Raw genomic sequence first — 15,521 nt, 5'->3', positions numbered from 1 at the left:
TACGTCAGTTGTACGGAAGTAGAACTGAGGACGGTAGTTTGAGAAGAATGGAGTGTGACGTCCACCTTCTTCTTTTGATAGTACATACACTTCAGATTTGAACTGAGTGTGTGGCGTGATTGTTCCTGGCTTAGCAAGAACTTGACCACGTTCGATATCTTCACGAGCTACCCCACGAAGAAGTGCACCGATGTTGTCTCCAGCTTCAGCATAATCAAGAAGCTTACGGAACATTTCTACACCTGTAACAGTAGTAGATTTTGGTTCTTCAGAAAGACCGATGATGTCAATAACATCTCCGACTTTAACTACTCCACGCTCAACACGTCCAGTAGCAACAGTACCACGACCTGTGATTGAGAACACGTCCTCAACAGGCATCATGAACGGCTTGTCAGTATCACGTTCCGGAGTTGGAATGTACTCGTCAACAGCTTTCATTAGTTCAATAATTTTCTCTTCCCACTCTGGCTCTCCTTCAAGAGCTTTAAGAGCAGATCCTTGGATAACAGGAATGTCATCACCAGGGAAGTCATATTCAGATAGAAGTTCACGGATTTCCATTTCTACTAATTCAAGTAGTTCTTCGTCGTCTACCATGTCACATTTGTTCATGAAGACAACTAGGTAAGGAACACCTACTTGACGAGAAAGAAGGATGTGCTCACGAGTTTGTGGCATTGGGCCGTCAGCAGCAGATACTACTAGGATTCCACCGTCCATTTGTGCAGCACCAGTGATCATGTTCTTAACATAGTCAGCGTGACCCGGGCAGTCAACGTGTGCATAGTGACGCTTTTCAGTTTCGTACTCAACGTGTGAAGTACTGATTGTAATTCCACGCTCTTTTTCTTCAGGTGCGTTATCAACGTCAGCGTATGATTTCGCTTCTCCACCCATAGCTTTAGATAGAACTGTTGCGATAGCAGCAGTCAAAGTTGTTTTACCATGGTCAACGTGACCAATTGTTCCTACGTTTGCGTGCTCCTTGGAGCGGTCGAATTTTTCTTTACCCATTTTAGAGGTCCTCCCTTTAATTGAAAAGTTTAGTTTTTTATAGTATGGAAGTCGAAAGCGTACCCTCGACTATCCATATCTTACAAGCATTTACTTCAGGAAACAAGGATGAACCTTATTATTCACCTTTGTTTTTCTTGATTACTTCTTCAGCAATGGACTTTGGTAGTTCTTCATAGTGATCGAACACCATGGAGAATACACCGCGACCTTGCGTGTTTGAACGTAGAGATGTTGCATATCCGAACATTTCAGCAAGTGGAACCATTGCACGAACTACTTGTGCATTACCACGAGCTTCCATACCTTCTACACGGCCACGGCGTGATGTAATATCACCCATGATATCGCCCATGTATTCTTCCGGAATGATAACTTCTACTCTCATTGTTGGCTCTAGGATTACTGGAGCACATTTTGATGCAGCATTTTTCAAAGCCATTGACGCAGCGATCTTAAATGCCATTTCGTTGGAGTCAACGTCATGGTAAGATCCGTCAAACAAGCGTGCTTTGACATCGATTAATGGATATCCAGCCAAAATACCGTTGTTTAATGAATCACGAATTCCCGCTTCAACTGCTGGGATGTATTCACGAGGAACAGTACCACCAACAACATTGTTAACGAATTCGAATCCTTTTCCTTCTTCGTTTGGACCAAATTCGATCCATACGTGACCGAACTGTCCACGTCCGCCTGATTGACGAACGAATTTACCTTCGACTTCAGCTGACTGACGGAATGTCTCGCGGTAAGAAACTTGTGGCGCGCCCACGTTTGCTTCCACTTTGAATTCACGTCTTAGACGGTCAACAATGATGTCCAAGTGAAGTTCACCCATACCTGCAATGATTACTTCGCCTGTTTCCTGGTCTGTATGTGCACGGAACGTAGGATCTTCTTCTTGTAACTTACCAAGGGCTTGACCCATTTTATCTTGGTCTGCTTTTGTTTTAGGTTCGATAGCTACAGAGATAACTGGCTCAGGGAATTCCATTGATTCAAGGATGATCAATGACTTCTCATCACATAGTGTGTCACCAGTTGTTGTATCTTTCAAACCAACAGCAGCAGCGATTTCACCCGCATGCACTTCAGAAATCTCTTCACGGCTGTTTGCGTGCATCTGTAGGATACGACCTACGCGCTCACGCTTGCCTTTTGTAGAGTTTGTAACATAAGAACCTGCCTGAAGTATACCAGAGTAAATACGGAAGAATGTAAGTTTACCTACATAAGGGTCCGTCATTACTTTAAATGCTAGTGCAGAGAATGGCTCTTCATCGCTAGAATGACGCTCTTCCTCTTCTTCAGTATCAGGGTTAACTCCTACCATTGGAGGAATATCAAGAGGTGATGGCAAGAAGTCAATTACTGCATCCAATACCAACTGTACCCCTTTATTTTTGAAAGCTGTACCGCAGACTACAGGATAGAACTCAACTGCTAAAGTCGCTTTACGAATAGCTGTTTTAATTTCTTCTACTGTAAGCTCTTCGCCGCCAAGATACTTTTCCATTAAATCTTCATCAAAGTCTACAATTGCTTCGATTAACTTTTCACGGTATTCATTCGCTAGTTCCAGATGTTCAGCAGGGATATCTCCCTCTGTTGTATCAGTACCTAGATCGTTTGGATACATTGTTGCCTTCATTTCGATTAAGTCGATAATTCCAGAGAAGTTATCTTCCGAACCGATTGGCAATTGGATAGGGTGTGCGTTCGCTTGTAGGCGTTCACGTAGTGTACCTACTGAATAAAGGAAGTCAGCACCTGTTTTATCCATTTTGTTTACGAATACAAGACGCGGTACTTTGTAGTTTGTCGCCTGGCGCCAAACTGTTTCTGTTTGCGGCTCTACACCCGACTGAGCGTCAAGTACCGTAACAGCTCCATCCAATACACGCAATGAACGTTCAACTTCTACTGTGAAGTCTACGTGTCCTGGTGTATCGATGATATTTACGCGGTGGCCTTTCCACGCAGCTGTTGTAGCAGCTGATGTAATCGTGATTCCACGTTCTTGCTCTTGCTCCATCCAGTCCATTTGTGAAGCACCTTCGTGCGTTTCACCAATTTTGTGGATTTTACCTGTGTAAAAAAGGATCCGCTCAGTTGTCGTTGTTTTACCAGCGTCGATGTGAGCCATGATACCAATGTTACGAGTATTCTCTAAGGAGAAATCTCTACCCATTTTGTAAACTCCTTCCGTTTCGGATTACTCTTGTAGTGTATCCGGACTTACCAACGATAGTGAGCGAATGCTCTGTTGGCTTCAGCCATTTTATGCATTTCTTCACGGCGTTTAACAGAAGCACCCGTGTTGTTAGAAGCATCAAGAATTTCGTTTGCAAGGCGTTCTTCCATTGTTTTTTCTCCACGTGTACGTGAATAGTTAACAAGGTAACGAAGACCTAGCGTTGAACGACGCTCAGGACGCACTTCAACCGGTACCTGATAGTTAGCTCCACCCACACGGCGAGCACGTACTTCAAGAACTGGCATTACATTATTTAGAGCTGCTTCAAATACTTCTAGTGGCTCTTTTCCAGAACGTTCTTTTACAATTTCGAACGCTCCATAAAGAATTTTTTGAGAAGTACCTTTTTTACCGTCTACCATCATTTTATTGATAAGGCGGCTTACAAGCTTGGAATTATAAATCGGATCGGGTAACACATCGCGTTTTGCAACTGGACCTTTACGAGGCATAATTAGTTCCTCCTTTCGATATCATTAGTTTATATTATTTCTTTTCTTTTGGCTTTTTAGCACCATACATTGAACGACTTTGCATACGGCCAGTAACTCCAGCTGTATCAAGCGCTCCACGTACGATATGGTAACGAACACCCGGTAAGTCTTTTACACGTCCTCCGCGGATTAGTACCACACTGTGTTCTTGCAAGTTGTGGCCTTCACCTGGGATATACGCGTTAACTTCCAACGTGTTTGTCAAACGAACACGAGCATATTTACGTAACGCCGAGTTCGGCTTCTTAGGAGTCATTGTACCAACACGTGTACAAACACCTCTTTTTTGTGGTGAGTTAACGTTAGTCATTGACTTTTTAAAGCTGTTATAGCTTTTTCCTAGAGCCGGTGATTTAGAATTCTCCGATTTCGACTTACGAGGATTTCGGACTAATTGATTGATTGTAGGCATCAGGTTGTTCCTCCTTCCGAGCTTTTTGTAATACCACACATCCAGGTGGTTCATTTTTAAGTAAAAACAATGTCTTTGTGCGTGCACACACAAAAACGAAATTCAGTAATCCCAGAGATCTCTGTTCACTGTTTTTTATATGATGATTGCTTCTCGTCGTGACTTATAAAAGTTCCGGCCGACAACTATCAACCTTTTGTATATTATCATCTGCAAGAAGACTTGTCAACAAGTTTAACTAAAATCATGTGAAGCCAATTATTGAATTCCCTTTGTCTTGCTCAAAAACTTCATTTGAATAGTTTTCATATCCACAAGAATTATCTGTATTCATCAGGTGTTTAACCACCCAATGAATACAGATAAACGGGAACGATGTCCCGTTTATTCTTATTCTACCGTAACTGTTTCTTCTTCTATCTCTTCGTGTTGCATTTTAATTTGACGATATCTTTGCATTCCAGTACCCGCAGGCACCAGTTTACCGATAATGACATTTTCTTTCAAACCAAGCAATTCATCAGTTTTACCTTTGATTGCTGCGTCAGTAAGAACTCGTGTCGTCTCTTGGAAGGATGCGGCTGACAAGAAGGATTCAGTCTCAAGCGATGCTTTTGTAATACCCAAAATAACTGGGCGTGATGTAGCCGGCGCTTTTCCTGCCTTCAATACTTTTGCATTCGCTTCTGAAAACTGATGAATATCTAGTAAAGAGCCAGGTAGAAGATCTGTATCTCCCGCCTCGATTACTCGGACTTTACGGAGCATTTGACGAACCATTACTTCAACGTGTTTATCGCCAATTTCAACACCTTGCATCCGGTAAACTTTCTGTACCTCTTTCAAAAGATATTCTTGTACAGTTGCTACGTCTTTGACTACAATCAATTCTTTAGGATCAATAGAACCTTCTGTAATACTTTGACCACGTTCAATCTTATCGCCTTCTTCAACTTTCAATCGGCCATTGTACGGAGCCAGGTATTTACGTGTTTCTACTTCTCCCTCAATTGTAATCTCTTTCTGGCCTTCACGGATTTCATCAATTTCGATTACTGTACCGGCGATTTCCGAAATAACCGCTTGCCCTTTCGGATTACGGGATTCGAAAATTTCCTGAATACGCGGAAGACCCTGTGTAATATCGTCTCCGGCAACACCACCTGTGTGGAACGTACGCATCGTTAACTGTGTACCAGGTTCACCGATAGATTGAGCTGCAATAATACCTACTGCCTCTCCTACTTCTACCGCTTCTCCTGTAGCTAAGTTGATACCGTAACATTTTTTACACACACCGTGCTTTGTATTACAAGTAAATGCAGAACGGATTGTTACTTTCTCAATACCAGCATTGATAATGATATTGCCGATATCAGCCGTGATCAGTCCATTCTTCTGAAGAATCACTTCGCCTGTTTCCGGGTGAGTAATTGTCTTTTTAGTATGGCGGCCTTCAATACGCTCCTGCAATGTTTCAATCATTTCATTTCCTTCAGTTAGAGCAGCGATTTCGAGACCACGGTCTGTTCCGCAATCATCTTCGCGAACGATAACATCTTGTGCTACGTCTACAAGACGGCGAGTCAGGTAACCTGAGTCAGCTGTCTTCAGTGCTGTATCGGCAAGACCTTTACGTGCACCGTGAGTGGAAATAAAGTACTCGAGTACAGTCAGTCCTTCACGGAAGGAAGACTTGATTGGCAGTTCAATAATTCGTCCGGCCGGGTTGGCCATCAGACCCCGCATACCTGCGAGCTGTGTAAAGTTAGATGCGTTACCACGCGCTCCGGAGTCACTCATCATGTAAATTGGGTTTTCACTGTCCAATGAATCCATCAATTTATTCTGAATGACATCTTTCGCATGACTCCAATAAGAAATAACACGGTCATAGCGTTCTTCTTCGGTAATTAAACCGCGTCTGAACTGCTGTGTAACTTTATCTACTTTATCTTGTGCTTCATGTAAAATATCTGCTTTATTTGGCAGCACGACGATATCAGAAATACCGATCGTAATTCCTGCACGAGTAGAATATTTAAATCCAAGATTTTTCATCCGATCCAGCATACGTGACGTTTCTGTAATATGGAATCGTTTAAAGATTTCCGCGATGACGTTACCTAAAATTCCCTTTTTGAAAGGCGTTATAAGTTCAGTATCTTTCAAGTGTTCTTTTATATTTACTGTACCGTCCACGAAATACTTGGCAGGTGTTTCCACTTGCAAGTTATTCATTGTAGGTTCGTTAATATAAGGGAATGACTCCGGCAGAATTTCGTTGAAGATAATCTTTCCTACTGTTGTCAGAAGAAGCTTTTTGTTCTGCTCTTCTGTGAACGTTGGATTATTAATGCTTCCAGCTTGAATCGCAATACGGGAGTGCAAGTGAACATGGCCTGTCTGATAAGCAATCAATGCCTCATTCGGATCACTGAACACAGCGCCTTCACCAGCAGCATTTTTACGTTCAACAGTTAAATAATAGTTACCAAGAACCATATCCTGTGAAGGCGTTACAACTGGCTTTCCGTCTTTCGGGTTCAAGATGTTTTGTGCAGCAAGCATCAATAAGCGCGCTTCTGCCTGTGCTTCTGCAGAAAGCGGAACGTGTACAGCCATTTGGTCACCGTCAAAGTCTGCGTTATAAGCGGTACAGACAAGCGGATGCAAAGTGATGGCACGCCCTTCTACCAACATCGGTTCAAACGCCTGGATTCCCAAACGGTGAAGTGTAGGTGCTCGGTTTAGCAATACCGGGTGCTCTTTAATTACATCTTCAAGAACATCCCATACTTCAGAATGAAGACGTTCAATTTTACGTTTCGCACTCTTAATGTTGTGCGCCAGGTTACGTTCTACCAACTCTTTCATAACAAACGGCTTAAATAGCTCAATTGCCATTTCCTTTGGCAGTCCGCACTGATACATCTTAAGATTTGGACCTACTACAATAACGGAACGACCAGAGTAGTCAACACGTTTTCCAAGTAAGTTTTGACGGAAACGACCCTGCTTCCCTTTCAGCATATGAGAAAGAGATTTCAACGGACGGTTACCTGGACCAGTTACTGGTCTTCCACGGCGTCCATTATCTACTAATGCATCTACCGCTTCCTGCAGCATACGTTTTTCGTTCTGTACGATGATGCCAGGTGCACCCAGATCCAATAGTCGCTTCAAACGGTTATTCCGGTTAATAACCCGACGGTACAAGTCATTCAAGTCGGATGTAGCGAAACGTCCGCCGTCTAACTGCACCATTGGTCGTAATTCAGGTGGAATGACAGGAAGTACTTCTAATACCATCCACTCCGGACGATTGCCCGAGTTACGGAATGATTCAACTACTTCCAGACGTCTGATCGCACGTGTACGACGCTGACCCTGAACCGTCTTCAACTCTTCTTTCAAAGAATCTGTTTCTTTGTCCAAATCAATTGCCCGAAGCAACTGTTCAATTGCTTCCGCACCCATAGCTGCCTGGAATTTAGAACCGTACTTTTCACGATATAGTCGGTATTCCTTTTCCGAAAGCAATTGTTTGCGCTCAAGCGGTGTATCAGCCGGTTCAACTACTACGTAGGAAGCAAAGTAAATAATTTCTTCCAATGCACGCGGTGTCATATCTAAAATCAAGCCCATTCGGCTAGGGATTCCTTTGAAATACCAAATATGTGTAACAGGTGCCGCCAATTCAATATGCCCCATACGTTCCCGGCGCACTTTTTGACGCGTAACTTCTACGCCGCAACGATCACAGACGACGCCTTTGTAACGAACCCGTTTGTACTTTCCGCAGTGACATTCCCAGTCTTTTGTAGGTCCGAAAATTCTTTCACAGAACAATCCGTCCTTTTCTGGTTTTAACGTACGGTAGTTGATAGTTTCAGGTTTTTTTACTTCTCCATATGACCAAGAACGGATCTTGTCTGGTGAAGCAAGGCCAATTTTCATATACTCAAAATTATTAACATCGATCAAGGAGCCTACCTCCCTTTTGTCTAATCGCCGCAACGGCTCGTCAGGCAACTTTACTTGTAATAGTGCATTCAGTCAAAAGTGTTTCTTAAACTGAATAGAATAGAAGAGGGTGCTCGAAGCCCTCTTCTATTCAGTTGTAGAGTTCTTATTTATGTTATTTCAGATCGGCGCTTTCCGCTTTAGCTTTCATCCAGCTGCAAGCGCCAGCCTCTCGGGTCGTTTCGGTCTTAAAGATAAAGGCAAAGGACGCCTTTGTTTTTAAGACCTCCAACGCCTGTCGAGGCTAGACGGCGCTTTCCGCTTTAGCTTTCATCCAGCTGCGACGACTAGAGGCTCGGGTCATAAGTCAAAGTTGCTGTGTGGCAAACTACGCCACTTCGTAACTCCGCCTTATGCCTGCCGCCTCTGAACAGCCGTCTCCGCTTTAGCTTTAGGCTATTGGCTGATCTTCTTTCATGAGGTTCAATGCGTCGGTTGGCTGCAAGTCTTCTTCGTCGTCCAGATCACGCAGCTCGATTTCTTCCAGGTCTTCCGTAAGCATTTTGACGTCCAATCCAAGACTCTGAAGTTCTTTGATTAGTACTTTAAATGATTCTGGTACACCTGGCTGAGGTACGCTGTCGCCTTTGACGATCGCTTCGTATGTTTTCACACGACCTACGACGTCATCGGACTTGACTGTTAAGATTTCCTGCAATGTATAAGCCGCACCGTACGCTTCAAGTGCCCATACCTCCATCTCACCGAAACGCTGTCCGCCGAACTGTGCTTTACCGCCCAGTGGCTGCTGTGTAACGAGTGAGTATGGTCCAGTAGAACGTGCGTGAAGCTTATCATCTACCATGTGCGCAAGTTTGATCAGGTACATGACACCGACAGATACACGGTTATCGAACGGCTCACCTGAACGTCCGTCGTATAACATAGTTTTACCGTCTCGGTTCATCCCTGCTTCTTCCATAGTGGACCAAACGTCTTCTTCATTCGCACCATCAAATACAGGTGACGCTGTATGAATGCCAAGACTGCGCGCTGCCATTCCAAGGTGCATTTCAAGAACCTGTCCGATGTTCATACGTGATGGAACCCCTAGTGGATTCAACATGACATCAATCGGTGTGCCATCTGGTAGATAAGGCATTTCAGATTCAGGCAAGATTCTAGAAATTACCCCTTTGTTTCCGTGACGTCCAGCCATTTTATCTCCGACAGAGATTTTACGCTTCTGTACAATGTACACACGCACTAACTGGTTAACGCCAGGAGATAGTTCATCGCCGTCTTCACGGTTAAACACTTTCACGTCCAGTACGATTCCACCTGCTCCGTGAGGAACTTTCAATGACGTATCTCGGACTTCACGTGCCTTTTCTCCAAAGATCGCATGTAAAAGTCGTTCTTCAGCAGTCAATTCTGTTACCCCTTTAGGAGTTACTTTACCAACTAAGATATCGCCGTCACGAACTTCTGCACCCACCCGAATAATTCCTCTGTCGTCCAGATTGCGCAACGCATCTTCTCCGACGTTTGGAATATCACGCGTGATTTCTTCAGGTCCAAGCTTTGTATCACGTGCTTCTGACTCATATTCTTCAATATGGACAGATGTGAACACATCATCTTTCACGAGACGCTCACTCATAATGATCGCATCCTCGTAGTTATAACCATCCCATGTCATGAACGCTGTCAGAACGTTACGGCCAAGCGCAAGTTCCCCTTGCTCCATTGACGGACCGTCCGCTAAAATATCAAGCGGTTTAACACGGTCTCCAACTTTCACGATCGGACGTTGGTTATAGCAAGTTCCTTGGTTGGAACGAATGAATTTCGCCAGACGATAAATTACAAGGTCACCCTTCACTTCTTTACCGTCTACTTCTTCAATACGGCGGATACGGACTTCTCTCGCTTCCACGTGCTCAACGATACCAAGATGTTTAGAAACAACAGCAGCGCCTGAGTCACGTGCGGAGATATGCTCCATACCTGTCCCAACTAGCGGTGATTCCGGGTTCAATAGAGGAACTGCTTGTCGTTGCATGTTCGCTCCCATTAGCGCACGGTTAGAGTCATCGTTTTCCAAGAACGGAATACAAGCAGTCGCCGCAGATACAACTTGCTTAGGAGAAACGTCCATGTAGTCAATTTGATCACGTCTGAAGACCGTGTTGTCCCCCTGGAAACGCCCTACTACTTCTTCATTGACGAATGAACCATCGTCGCCTAACACTGCGTTTGCTTGCGCGACAACGTAGTTATCTTCAATATCTGCTGTCAGATAATCAATTTGTGCCGTTACGCGACCTGTTTCAGGATCAACTTTACGGTAAGGTGTTTCGATGAAACCGAAACGATTCACTTTTGCAAAAGTAGATAGTGAGTTGATCAGTCCGATGTTCGGACCCTCTGGCGTTTCGATCGGACACATACGGCCATAGTGAGAGTAGTGAACGTCTCGAACTTCCATACCGGCACGCTCACGTGTTAATCCACCTGGTCCTAATGCAGACAGACGGCGTTTGTGTGTCAGTTCAGCCAGTGGATTTGTTTGGTCCATGAACTGAGAAAGCTGAGAACTACCGAAGAACTCTTTAATCGATGCAATTACAGGGCGTATATTGATCAACTGCTGAGGTACGATAGATTGTGTGTCATTGATTGACATACGCTCTTTTACTACACGCTCCATACGTGAAAGACCGATACGGAATTGATTTTGCAGCAATTCACCAACAGAACGTAAACGACGGTTCCCAAGGTGATCTATATCATCTGTATTTCCCACACCATGTAACAGGTTAAAGAAATAACTAACGGAAGCAACAATATCTGAAGGGGTGATGTGTTTGACAGACTCGTCTACTTCAGCATTTGAAATAACGTTGATTACTTGTTTCTCTTCACTTTTCGGCGCATAAATTTTCAGCACCTGAATCGTCATCGGCTCATCTAAAACAGTTCCCGCATGTTCGATCGATTGTGAATTGATACCAGCCGTCAAAAACGGAAGTAATCTGTCGAGTGTACGACGGTCAATCAGCTGATCTTTTTCCACTAGAATTTCTCCTGTTTCCGGATCAACTAGTGTCTCGGCAGCCGTTTGATTGAATAAGCGGTTTTGCAAATGCAATTTCTTATTCATTTTATAGCGCCCAACATTCGCTAAATCATAGCGTTTCGGGTCAAAGAAGCGTGAATACAACAGACTTCTCGCGCTATCCAGCGTTGGCGGTTCACCCGGACGCAGACGCTCATAAATTTCAAGCATCGCTTTTTCGGTAGTTTCAGTATTATCTTTTTCAAGTGAATTACGTAAATACTCGTTATCACCAATTAAATCGATAATCTCTTGATCCGTCGAAAAGCCTAAAGCACGAAGTAAAACAGTGATTGGCAATTTACGTGTCCGATCAATCCGTACGTGTACAACGTCTTTTGCATCCGTTTCATACTCAAGCCACGCACCGCGGTTCGGTATTACTGTAGCGCCGAAGCCACGCTTACCATTTTTGTCTGTTTTATCATTGTAATAAACACTTGGAGAACGGACGAGCTGAGAAACGATAACCCGCTCTGCTCCATTAATAATGAATGTACCGTTTTCTGTCATTAGCGGGAAATCTCCCATGAAAACGTCTTGTTCTTTGACATCGCCAGTTTCTTTGTTATGAAGACGTACTTTTACACGAAGTGGTGCTGCGTATGTCACATCGCGCTCTTTTGATTCGTCCACTGGATATTTCGGCTCACCCAGCTGGTAGTCGATAAATTCCAAAGAAAGATTTCCAGTGAAGTCTTGGATAGGAGAAATATCACGGAACATTTCCCGTAATCCTTCTTCCAAGAACCACTCATACGATGCCGTTTGAATTTCAATCAAATTTGGCAGATCGAGCACTTCGTTGATTCGCGCGAAACTCCTGCGCTGACGATGTTGACCATACTGAACTAAATGACCTGTCAACTCATTCACCCCTCATTAAGACAATATTAGTTTTTGCAAAATCAGAAATTCAGCTGCGACTTCGAAAAAACAAAAAGAAAACGAGTTCCGACTAGAGCTCATTTTCGATTTCACAATCTTTTATCCAAACATCAGTATGCCTTTTCTTCTTATGTTTCAGGCAAAAGGGCATACAGCTGCAATATAATTATTTATGCATTTAATAATGCTACTACAATCACATCTCACTGTCAACCTTTTTTTGATAGCAGAATAAAATACCCTTTTCTCTTAGCGGCCGTTTCGACATTCCCAAACAGCTTTTTCAAGTATTCGATAGTAGAAGGCGCACCTTGTTTCTTCTGGATTACGACCCACAGCTCTCCGCCTTGGGCAAGTTTCTCAAAAGCCCCTTGATAAAATGAAAAAACGGTTTGTTTACCCGCGCGTATCGGCGGATTTGTCACAACAGCCGCAAACTGACCGACATCCACTTGTTCAACACCGCTACTTTCATAGACCTTCACATTACGAATACCGTTAATTTCAGCGTTCGTTTTAGAAAGAGCAAGAGCGCGTTCATTGACATCAACCATATGAACGAATCGCTCAGGATAAGAGGCGGCAATCGAAAGAGCAACCGGTCCATAGCCACAGCCAATTTCCAAGAAGTCTCCCCCTATCGCCGGTTCTTTAAACGTTTCGGCCAATAATTGCGATCCTTCGTCAATACCGTTTTTACTGAACACACCTGCATCTGTCGTAAAAGTAAATGACTGATTGCGAATTTCTACTTTCCATCTCTTCGGTGCACTGGAGACCTGAGGGTTTTTTGAGTAATAATGTTCGCCCATATTCGCACCTCCTTGAGTAAAGTTAAATTAATCACACCGCTTAATGAAGCAGCAGATTCCCGCTGAATTCACAAAAATAACTGTAGATGAAGAAAAAAAGCCCGTCAAATAGACGGGCTTTTCTCCAATAAGCAGAAATTACTTAACTTCTACAGATGCGCCAACTTCTTCAAGTTTAGCTTTCATTTCTTCAGCTTCTTCTTTAGTTACGCCTTCTTTAAGAGCTTTAGGAGCTTCGTCTACTAGAGCTTTAGCTTCTTTCAAGCCTAATCCAGTGATTTCACGAACAGCTTTGATTACTTTAATCTTTTCAGCGCCAGCGCCTGCAAGGATTACGTCAAATTCTGTTTGCTCTTCAGCTGCGTCTCCGCCGCCTGCTGCAGCTGCTGCAACTGGTGCTGCTGCTGTTACGCCGAATTCATCTTCAATTGCTGTAACAAGTTCGTTTAGTTCAAGAACTGTCATTTCTTTAATTGCGTCTAGGATTTGTTCTTTAGTCATTTTAAGTTCCTCCTGGAATGTTGTATTAGCCGGTATGTATGATCCGGCGGTCATTAAGATGCAGTATTATGCACCTTGTTCTTCTTTTTGTTCCGCAACTGCTTTTGTAGCAAGTGCGAAGTTGCGCACTGGTGCTTGAAGTACGCTGAGTAGCATAGACAATAGACCTTCGCGTGATGGCAAAGTAGCCAATGCTTTAACGTCAGCTTCTGATGCGACTGTTCCTTCGATCACACCTGCTTTAATTTCAAGCTTTTCGTTCTTTTTCGCGAAATCGTTAAGAATTTTCGCTGGAGCTACTACGTCTTCATTGGAGAAGGCAATAGCGTTCGGGCCTGTAAGGTGTTCATTCAAGCCTTCTAGTCCCGCTGCTTCTGCTGCACGGCGAGCCATTGAGTTTTTGTAAACTTTAAATTCAACGCCTGCATCACGAAGTTGTTTACGCAATTCTGTAACTTGTGAAACCGTAAGACCACGGTAGTCCACAACGACTACAGAAGCTGCTTCTTTCAACTTATCAGCGATTTCTGTTACAACCGCCTGTTTAGCTTCTAAAATTTTGCTCATGTTGACACCTCCTGAAAATTAGGGTCACTTATACCGATATAAAAAGCCCTCACGTCTAAGACATGAGGGCTGAAAGTCGTCATCTTTTAAAAAGAGCGTCTTGTCCTCGGCAGGAACATTAAGTGGCAAGCCACACCTGCTGTCTTCGGTACAAATGGTTATATCATAACAAGCGTAATCTTAACAGATCACTCGCCGCCTGTCAATGAATTATTTTACAGATACGCTAGACGGATCAACTTTTACAGCTGGACCCATAGTTGACGTAACGTTTACTGATTTCATGAAAGTTCCTTTTGATGAAGCAGGTTTTGCTTTTTGAACCGTATCAAAGATTGTCAAGAAGTTCTCTTCAAGCTTCTCGTTATCGAAAGATGCTTTTCCGATTGGCGCGTGGATGATTCCAGCTTTGTCCGCACGGTACTCAACTTTACCAGCTTTGATTTCTTCAACAGCTTTTGTTACGTCAAACGTAACTGTACCTGTCTTCGGGTTCGGCATAAGACCTTTTGGTCCTAGTACACGTCCGATTTTACCAACTTCACCCATCATGTCAGGTGTAGCTACGATTACATCAAAATCGAACCAGCCTTGTTGAATTTTAGCGATATATTCTGCATCGCCTACATAGTCTGCTCCTGCAGCTTCTGCTTCTTTCAACTTTTCACCTTTAGCGAATACCAATACGCGCTGAGTTTTACCAGTTCCGTTTGGAAGCACTACTGCTCCACGGATTTGCTGATCATTTTTACGTGTATCAATACCAAGACGGAACGCTACTTCAACTGTTGCGTCAAAGTTTGTTGTTGTTGTTTTCTTAACAAGTTCAATTGCTTCTTTCACAGCGTATGTAGCTGTACGATCGACAAGCTTCGCTGCTTCTGTGAACTTTTTACCTCTTTTAGCCATGTGAATTTTCCTCCTTCTGTGGTTTTAACGGATTAAACCTCCCACTTAATGAAGGCTGCGAATCTCATTTGACCGCAGCCTTCATCTTTAAACCTTCGCTTTATTAAGAAGACACAAAATTAGTCTTCGATTTTGAATCCCATACTGCGAGCAGTACCTTCGACCATTGCCATCGCCGCTTCTACTGACGCCGCGTTTAAGTCTGGCATCTTTTGTTCAGCAATTTCTCTAACTTTATCACGTTTAACTGTAGCAACTTTGTTCTTATTCGGCTCACCAGAACCCTTCTGAACGTTTGCTGCAACCTTTAGCAATACTGCTGCGGGTGGAGTTTTTGTGATGAATGTAAATGAACGGTCCTCAAATACAGAAATTTCAACAGGAATAATCAAACCTGCTTGATCAGCTGTACGAGCGTTAAATTCTTTACAGAATCCCATGATATTAACACCTGCTTGACCTAATGCCGGCCCTACTGGTGGTGCTGGATTTGCTTTACCAGCTGGAATTTGCAATTTCACTACTTTAGTAACTTTTTTAGCCACGAGACACACCTCCTTAAGTCCGTGAT

General features: G+C 43.5%; 11 protein-coding genes and 1 other annotated feature. All 11 genes read right to left on the bottom strand.

Features of this window, described 5'->3' with window-relative positions; all coding sequences use genetic code 11:
- The coding region (gene tuf / locus Q1J64_RS03375; RefSeq protein WP_301107682.1) for an elongation factor Tu at nt 1-1,017 on the bottom strand (1,017 nt) is incomplete at its 3' end.
- Between the two features lie 118 nt (nt 1,018-1,135).
- Nucleotides 1,136-3,214, bottom strand: coding sequence for an elongation factor G (gene fusA, locus Q1J64_RS03370; protein ID WP_301107681.1), 2,079 nt, complete (start codon nt 3,212-3,214; stop codon nt 1,136-1,138).
- A 47-nt stretch (nt 3,215-3,261) separates the two neighbouring features.
- Nucleotides 3,262-3,732, bottom strand: a complete 471-nt coding sequence (gene rpsG / locus Q1J64_RS03365) for a 30S ribosomal protein S7 (protein ID WP_301107680.1) — start codon at nt 3,730-3,732, stop codon at nt 3,262-3,264.
- 34 nt (nt 3,733-3,766) lie between these two features.
- Nucleotides 3,767-4,186: a 30S ribosomal protein S12 gene (rpsL, locus tag Q1J64_RS03360; RefSeq protein ID WP_153722559.1), complete on the bottom strand. Its 420-nt coding sequence runs from the start codon at nt 4,184-4,186 to the stop codon at nt 3,767-3,769.
- A gap of 390 nt (nt 4,187-4,576) precedes the next feature.
- The gene (gene rpoC / locus Q1J64_RS03355) at nt 4,577-8,173 is read right to left on the bottom strand and encodes a DNA-directed RNA polymerase subunit beta' (RefSeq protein ID WP_301107679.1); all 3,597 of its coding nucleotides are present in this window, start codon (nt 8,171-8,173) and stop codon (nt 4,577-4,579) included.
- 430 nt (nt 8,174-8,603) lie between these two features.
- A complete protein-coding gene (rpoB, locus tag Q1J64_RS03350; RefSeq protein WP_301107678.1) occupies nt 8,604-12,149 on the bottom strand; it encodes a DNA-directed RNA polymerase subunit beta in 3,546 nt (1,181 codons plus the stop codon).
- Between the two features lie 221 nt (nt 12,150-12,370).
- Nucleotides 12,371-12,973: a class I SAM-dependent methyltransferase gene (locus Q1J64_RS03345; protein ID WP_301107677.1), complete on the bottom strand. Its 603-nt coding sequence runs from the start codon at nt 12,971-12,973 to the stop codon at nt 12,371-12,373.
- Between the two features lie 138 nt (nt 12,974-13,111).
- On the bottom strand, nt 13,112-13,474 hold the full coding sequence (rplL, locus tag Q1J64_RS03340) for a 50S ribosomal protein L7/L12 (protein WP_301107676.1): 363 nt from the start codon (nt 13,472-13,474) through the stop codon (nt 13,112-13,114).
- 66 nt (nt 13,475-13,540) lie between these two features.
- Nucleotides 13,541-14,041, bottom strand: a complete 501-nt coding sequence (gene rplJ / locus Q1J64_RS03335; protein ID WP_301107675.1) for a 50S ribosomal protein L10 — start codon at nt 14,039-14,041, stop codon at nt 13,541-13,543.
- Nucleotides 14,042-14,071: 30 nt separating this feature from the next.
- Nucleotides 14,072-14,208 (bottom strand) — a sequence feature (ribosomal protein L10 leader region).
- A gap of 43 nt (nt 14,209-14,251) precedes the next feature.
- A complete protein-coding gene (gene rplA / locus Q1J64_RS03330; RefSeq protein WP_301107674.1) occupies nt 14,252-14,950 on the bottom strand; it encodes a 50S ribosomal protein L1 in 699 nt (232 codons plus the stop codon).
- A gap of 119 nt (nt 14,951-15,069) precedes the next feature.
- Entirely contained in the window at nt 15,070-15,495 is a 426-nt protein-coding gene (rplK, locus tag Q1J64_RS03325; RefSeq protein WP_029053289.1) for a 50S ribosomal protein L11, read from the bottom strand.
- Between the last annotated feature and the right edge of the window lie 26 nt (nt 15,496-15,521).

It is taken from the genome of Sporosarcina sp., assembly GCF_029257255.1.
GTDB lineage: Bacteria > Bacillota > Bacilli > Bacillales_A > Planococcaceae > Sporosarcina.
Note: the sequence above shows the minus strand (reverse complement) of the source record. Positions and strands in the feature narration are given on the sequence as shown.

Bases quoted from the DNA above. Each gene is read 5' to 3' on its own strand.
- rplJ (WP_301107675.1), bottom strand. From the start codon at position 14,041: ATGAGCAAAATTTTAGAAGCTAAACAGGCGGTTGTAACAGAAATCGCT.
- fusA (WP_301107681.1), bottom strand. From the start codon at position 3,214: ATGGGTAGAGATTTCTCCTTAGAGAATACTCGTAACATTGGTATCATG.
- rpsL (WP_153722559.1), bottom strand. From the start codon at position 4,186: ATGCCTACAATCAATCAATTAGTCCGAAATCCTCGTAAGTCGAAATCG.
- Q1J64_RS03345 (WP_301107677.1), bottom strand. From the start codon at position 12,973: ATGGGCGAACATTATTACTCAAAAAACCCTCAGGTCTCCAGTGCACCG.
- rpsG (WP_301107680.1), bottom strand. From the start codon at position 3,732: ATGCCTCGTAAAGGTCCAGTTGCAAAACGCGATGTGTTACCCGATCCG.
- rplL (WP_301107676.1), bottom strand. From the start codon at position 13,474: ATGACTAAAGAACAAATCCTAGACGCAATTAAAGAAATGACAGTTCTT.
- rplA (WP_301107674.1), bottom strand. From the start codon at position 14,950: ATGGCTAAAAGAGGTAAAAAGTTCACAGAAGCAGCGAAGCTTGTCGAT.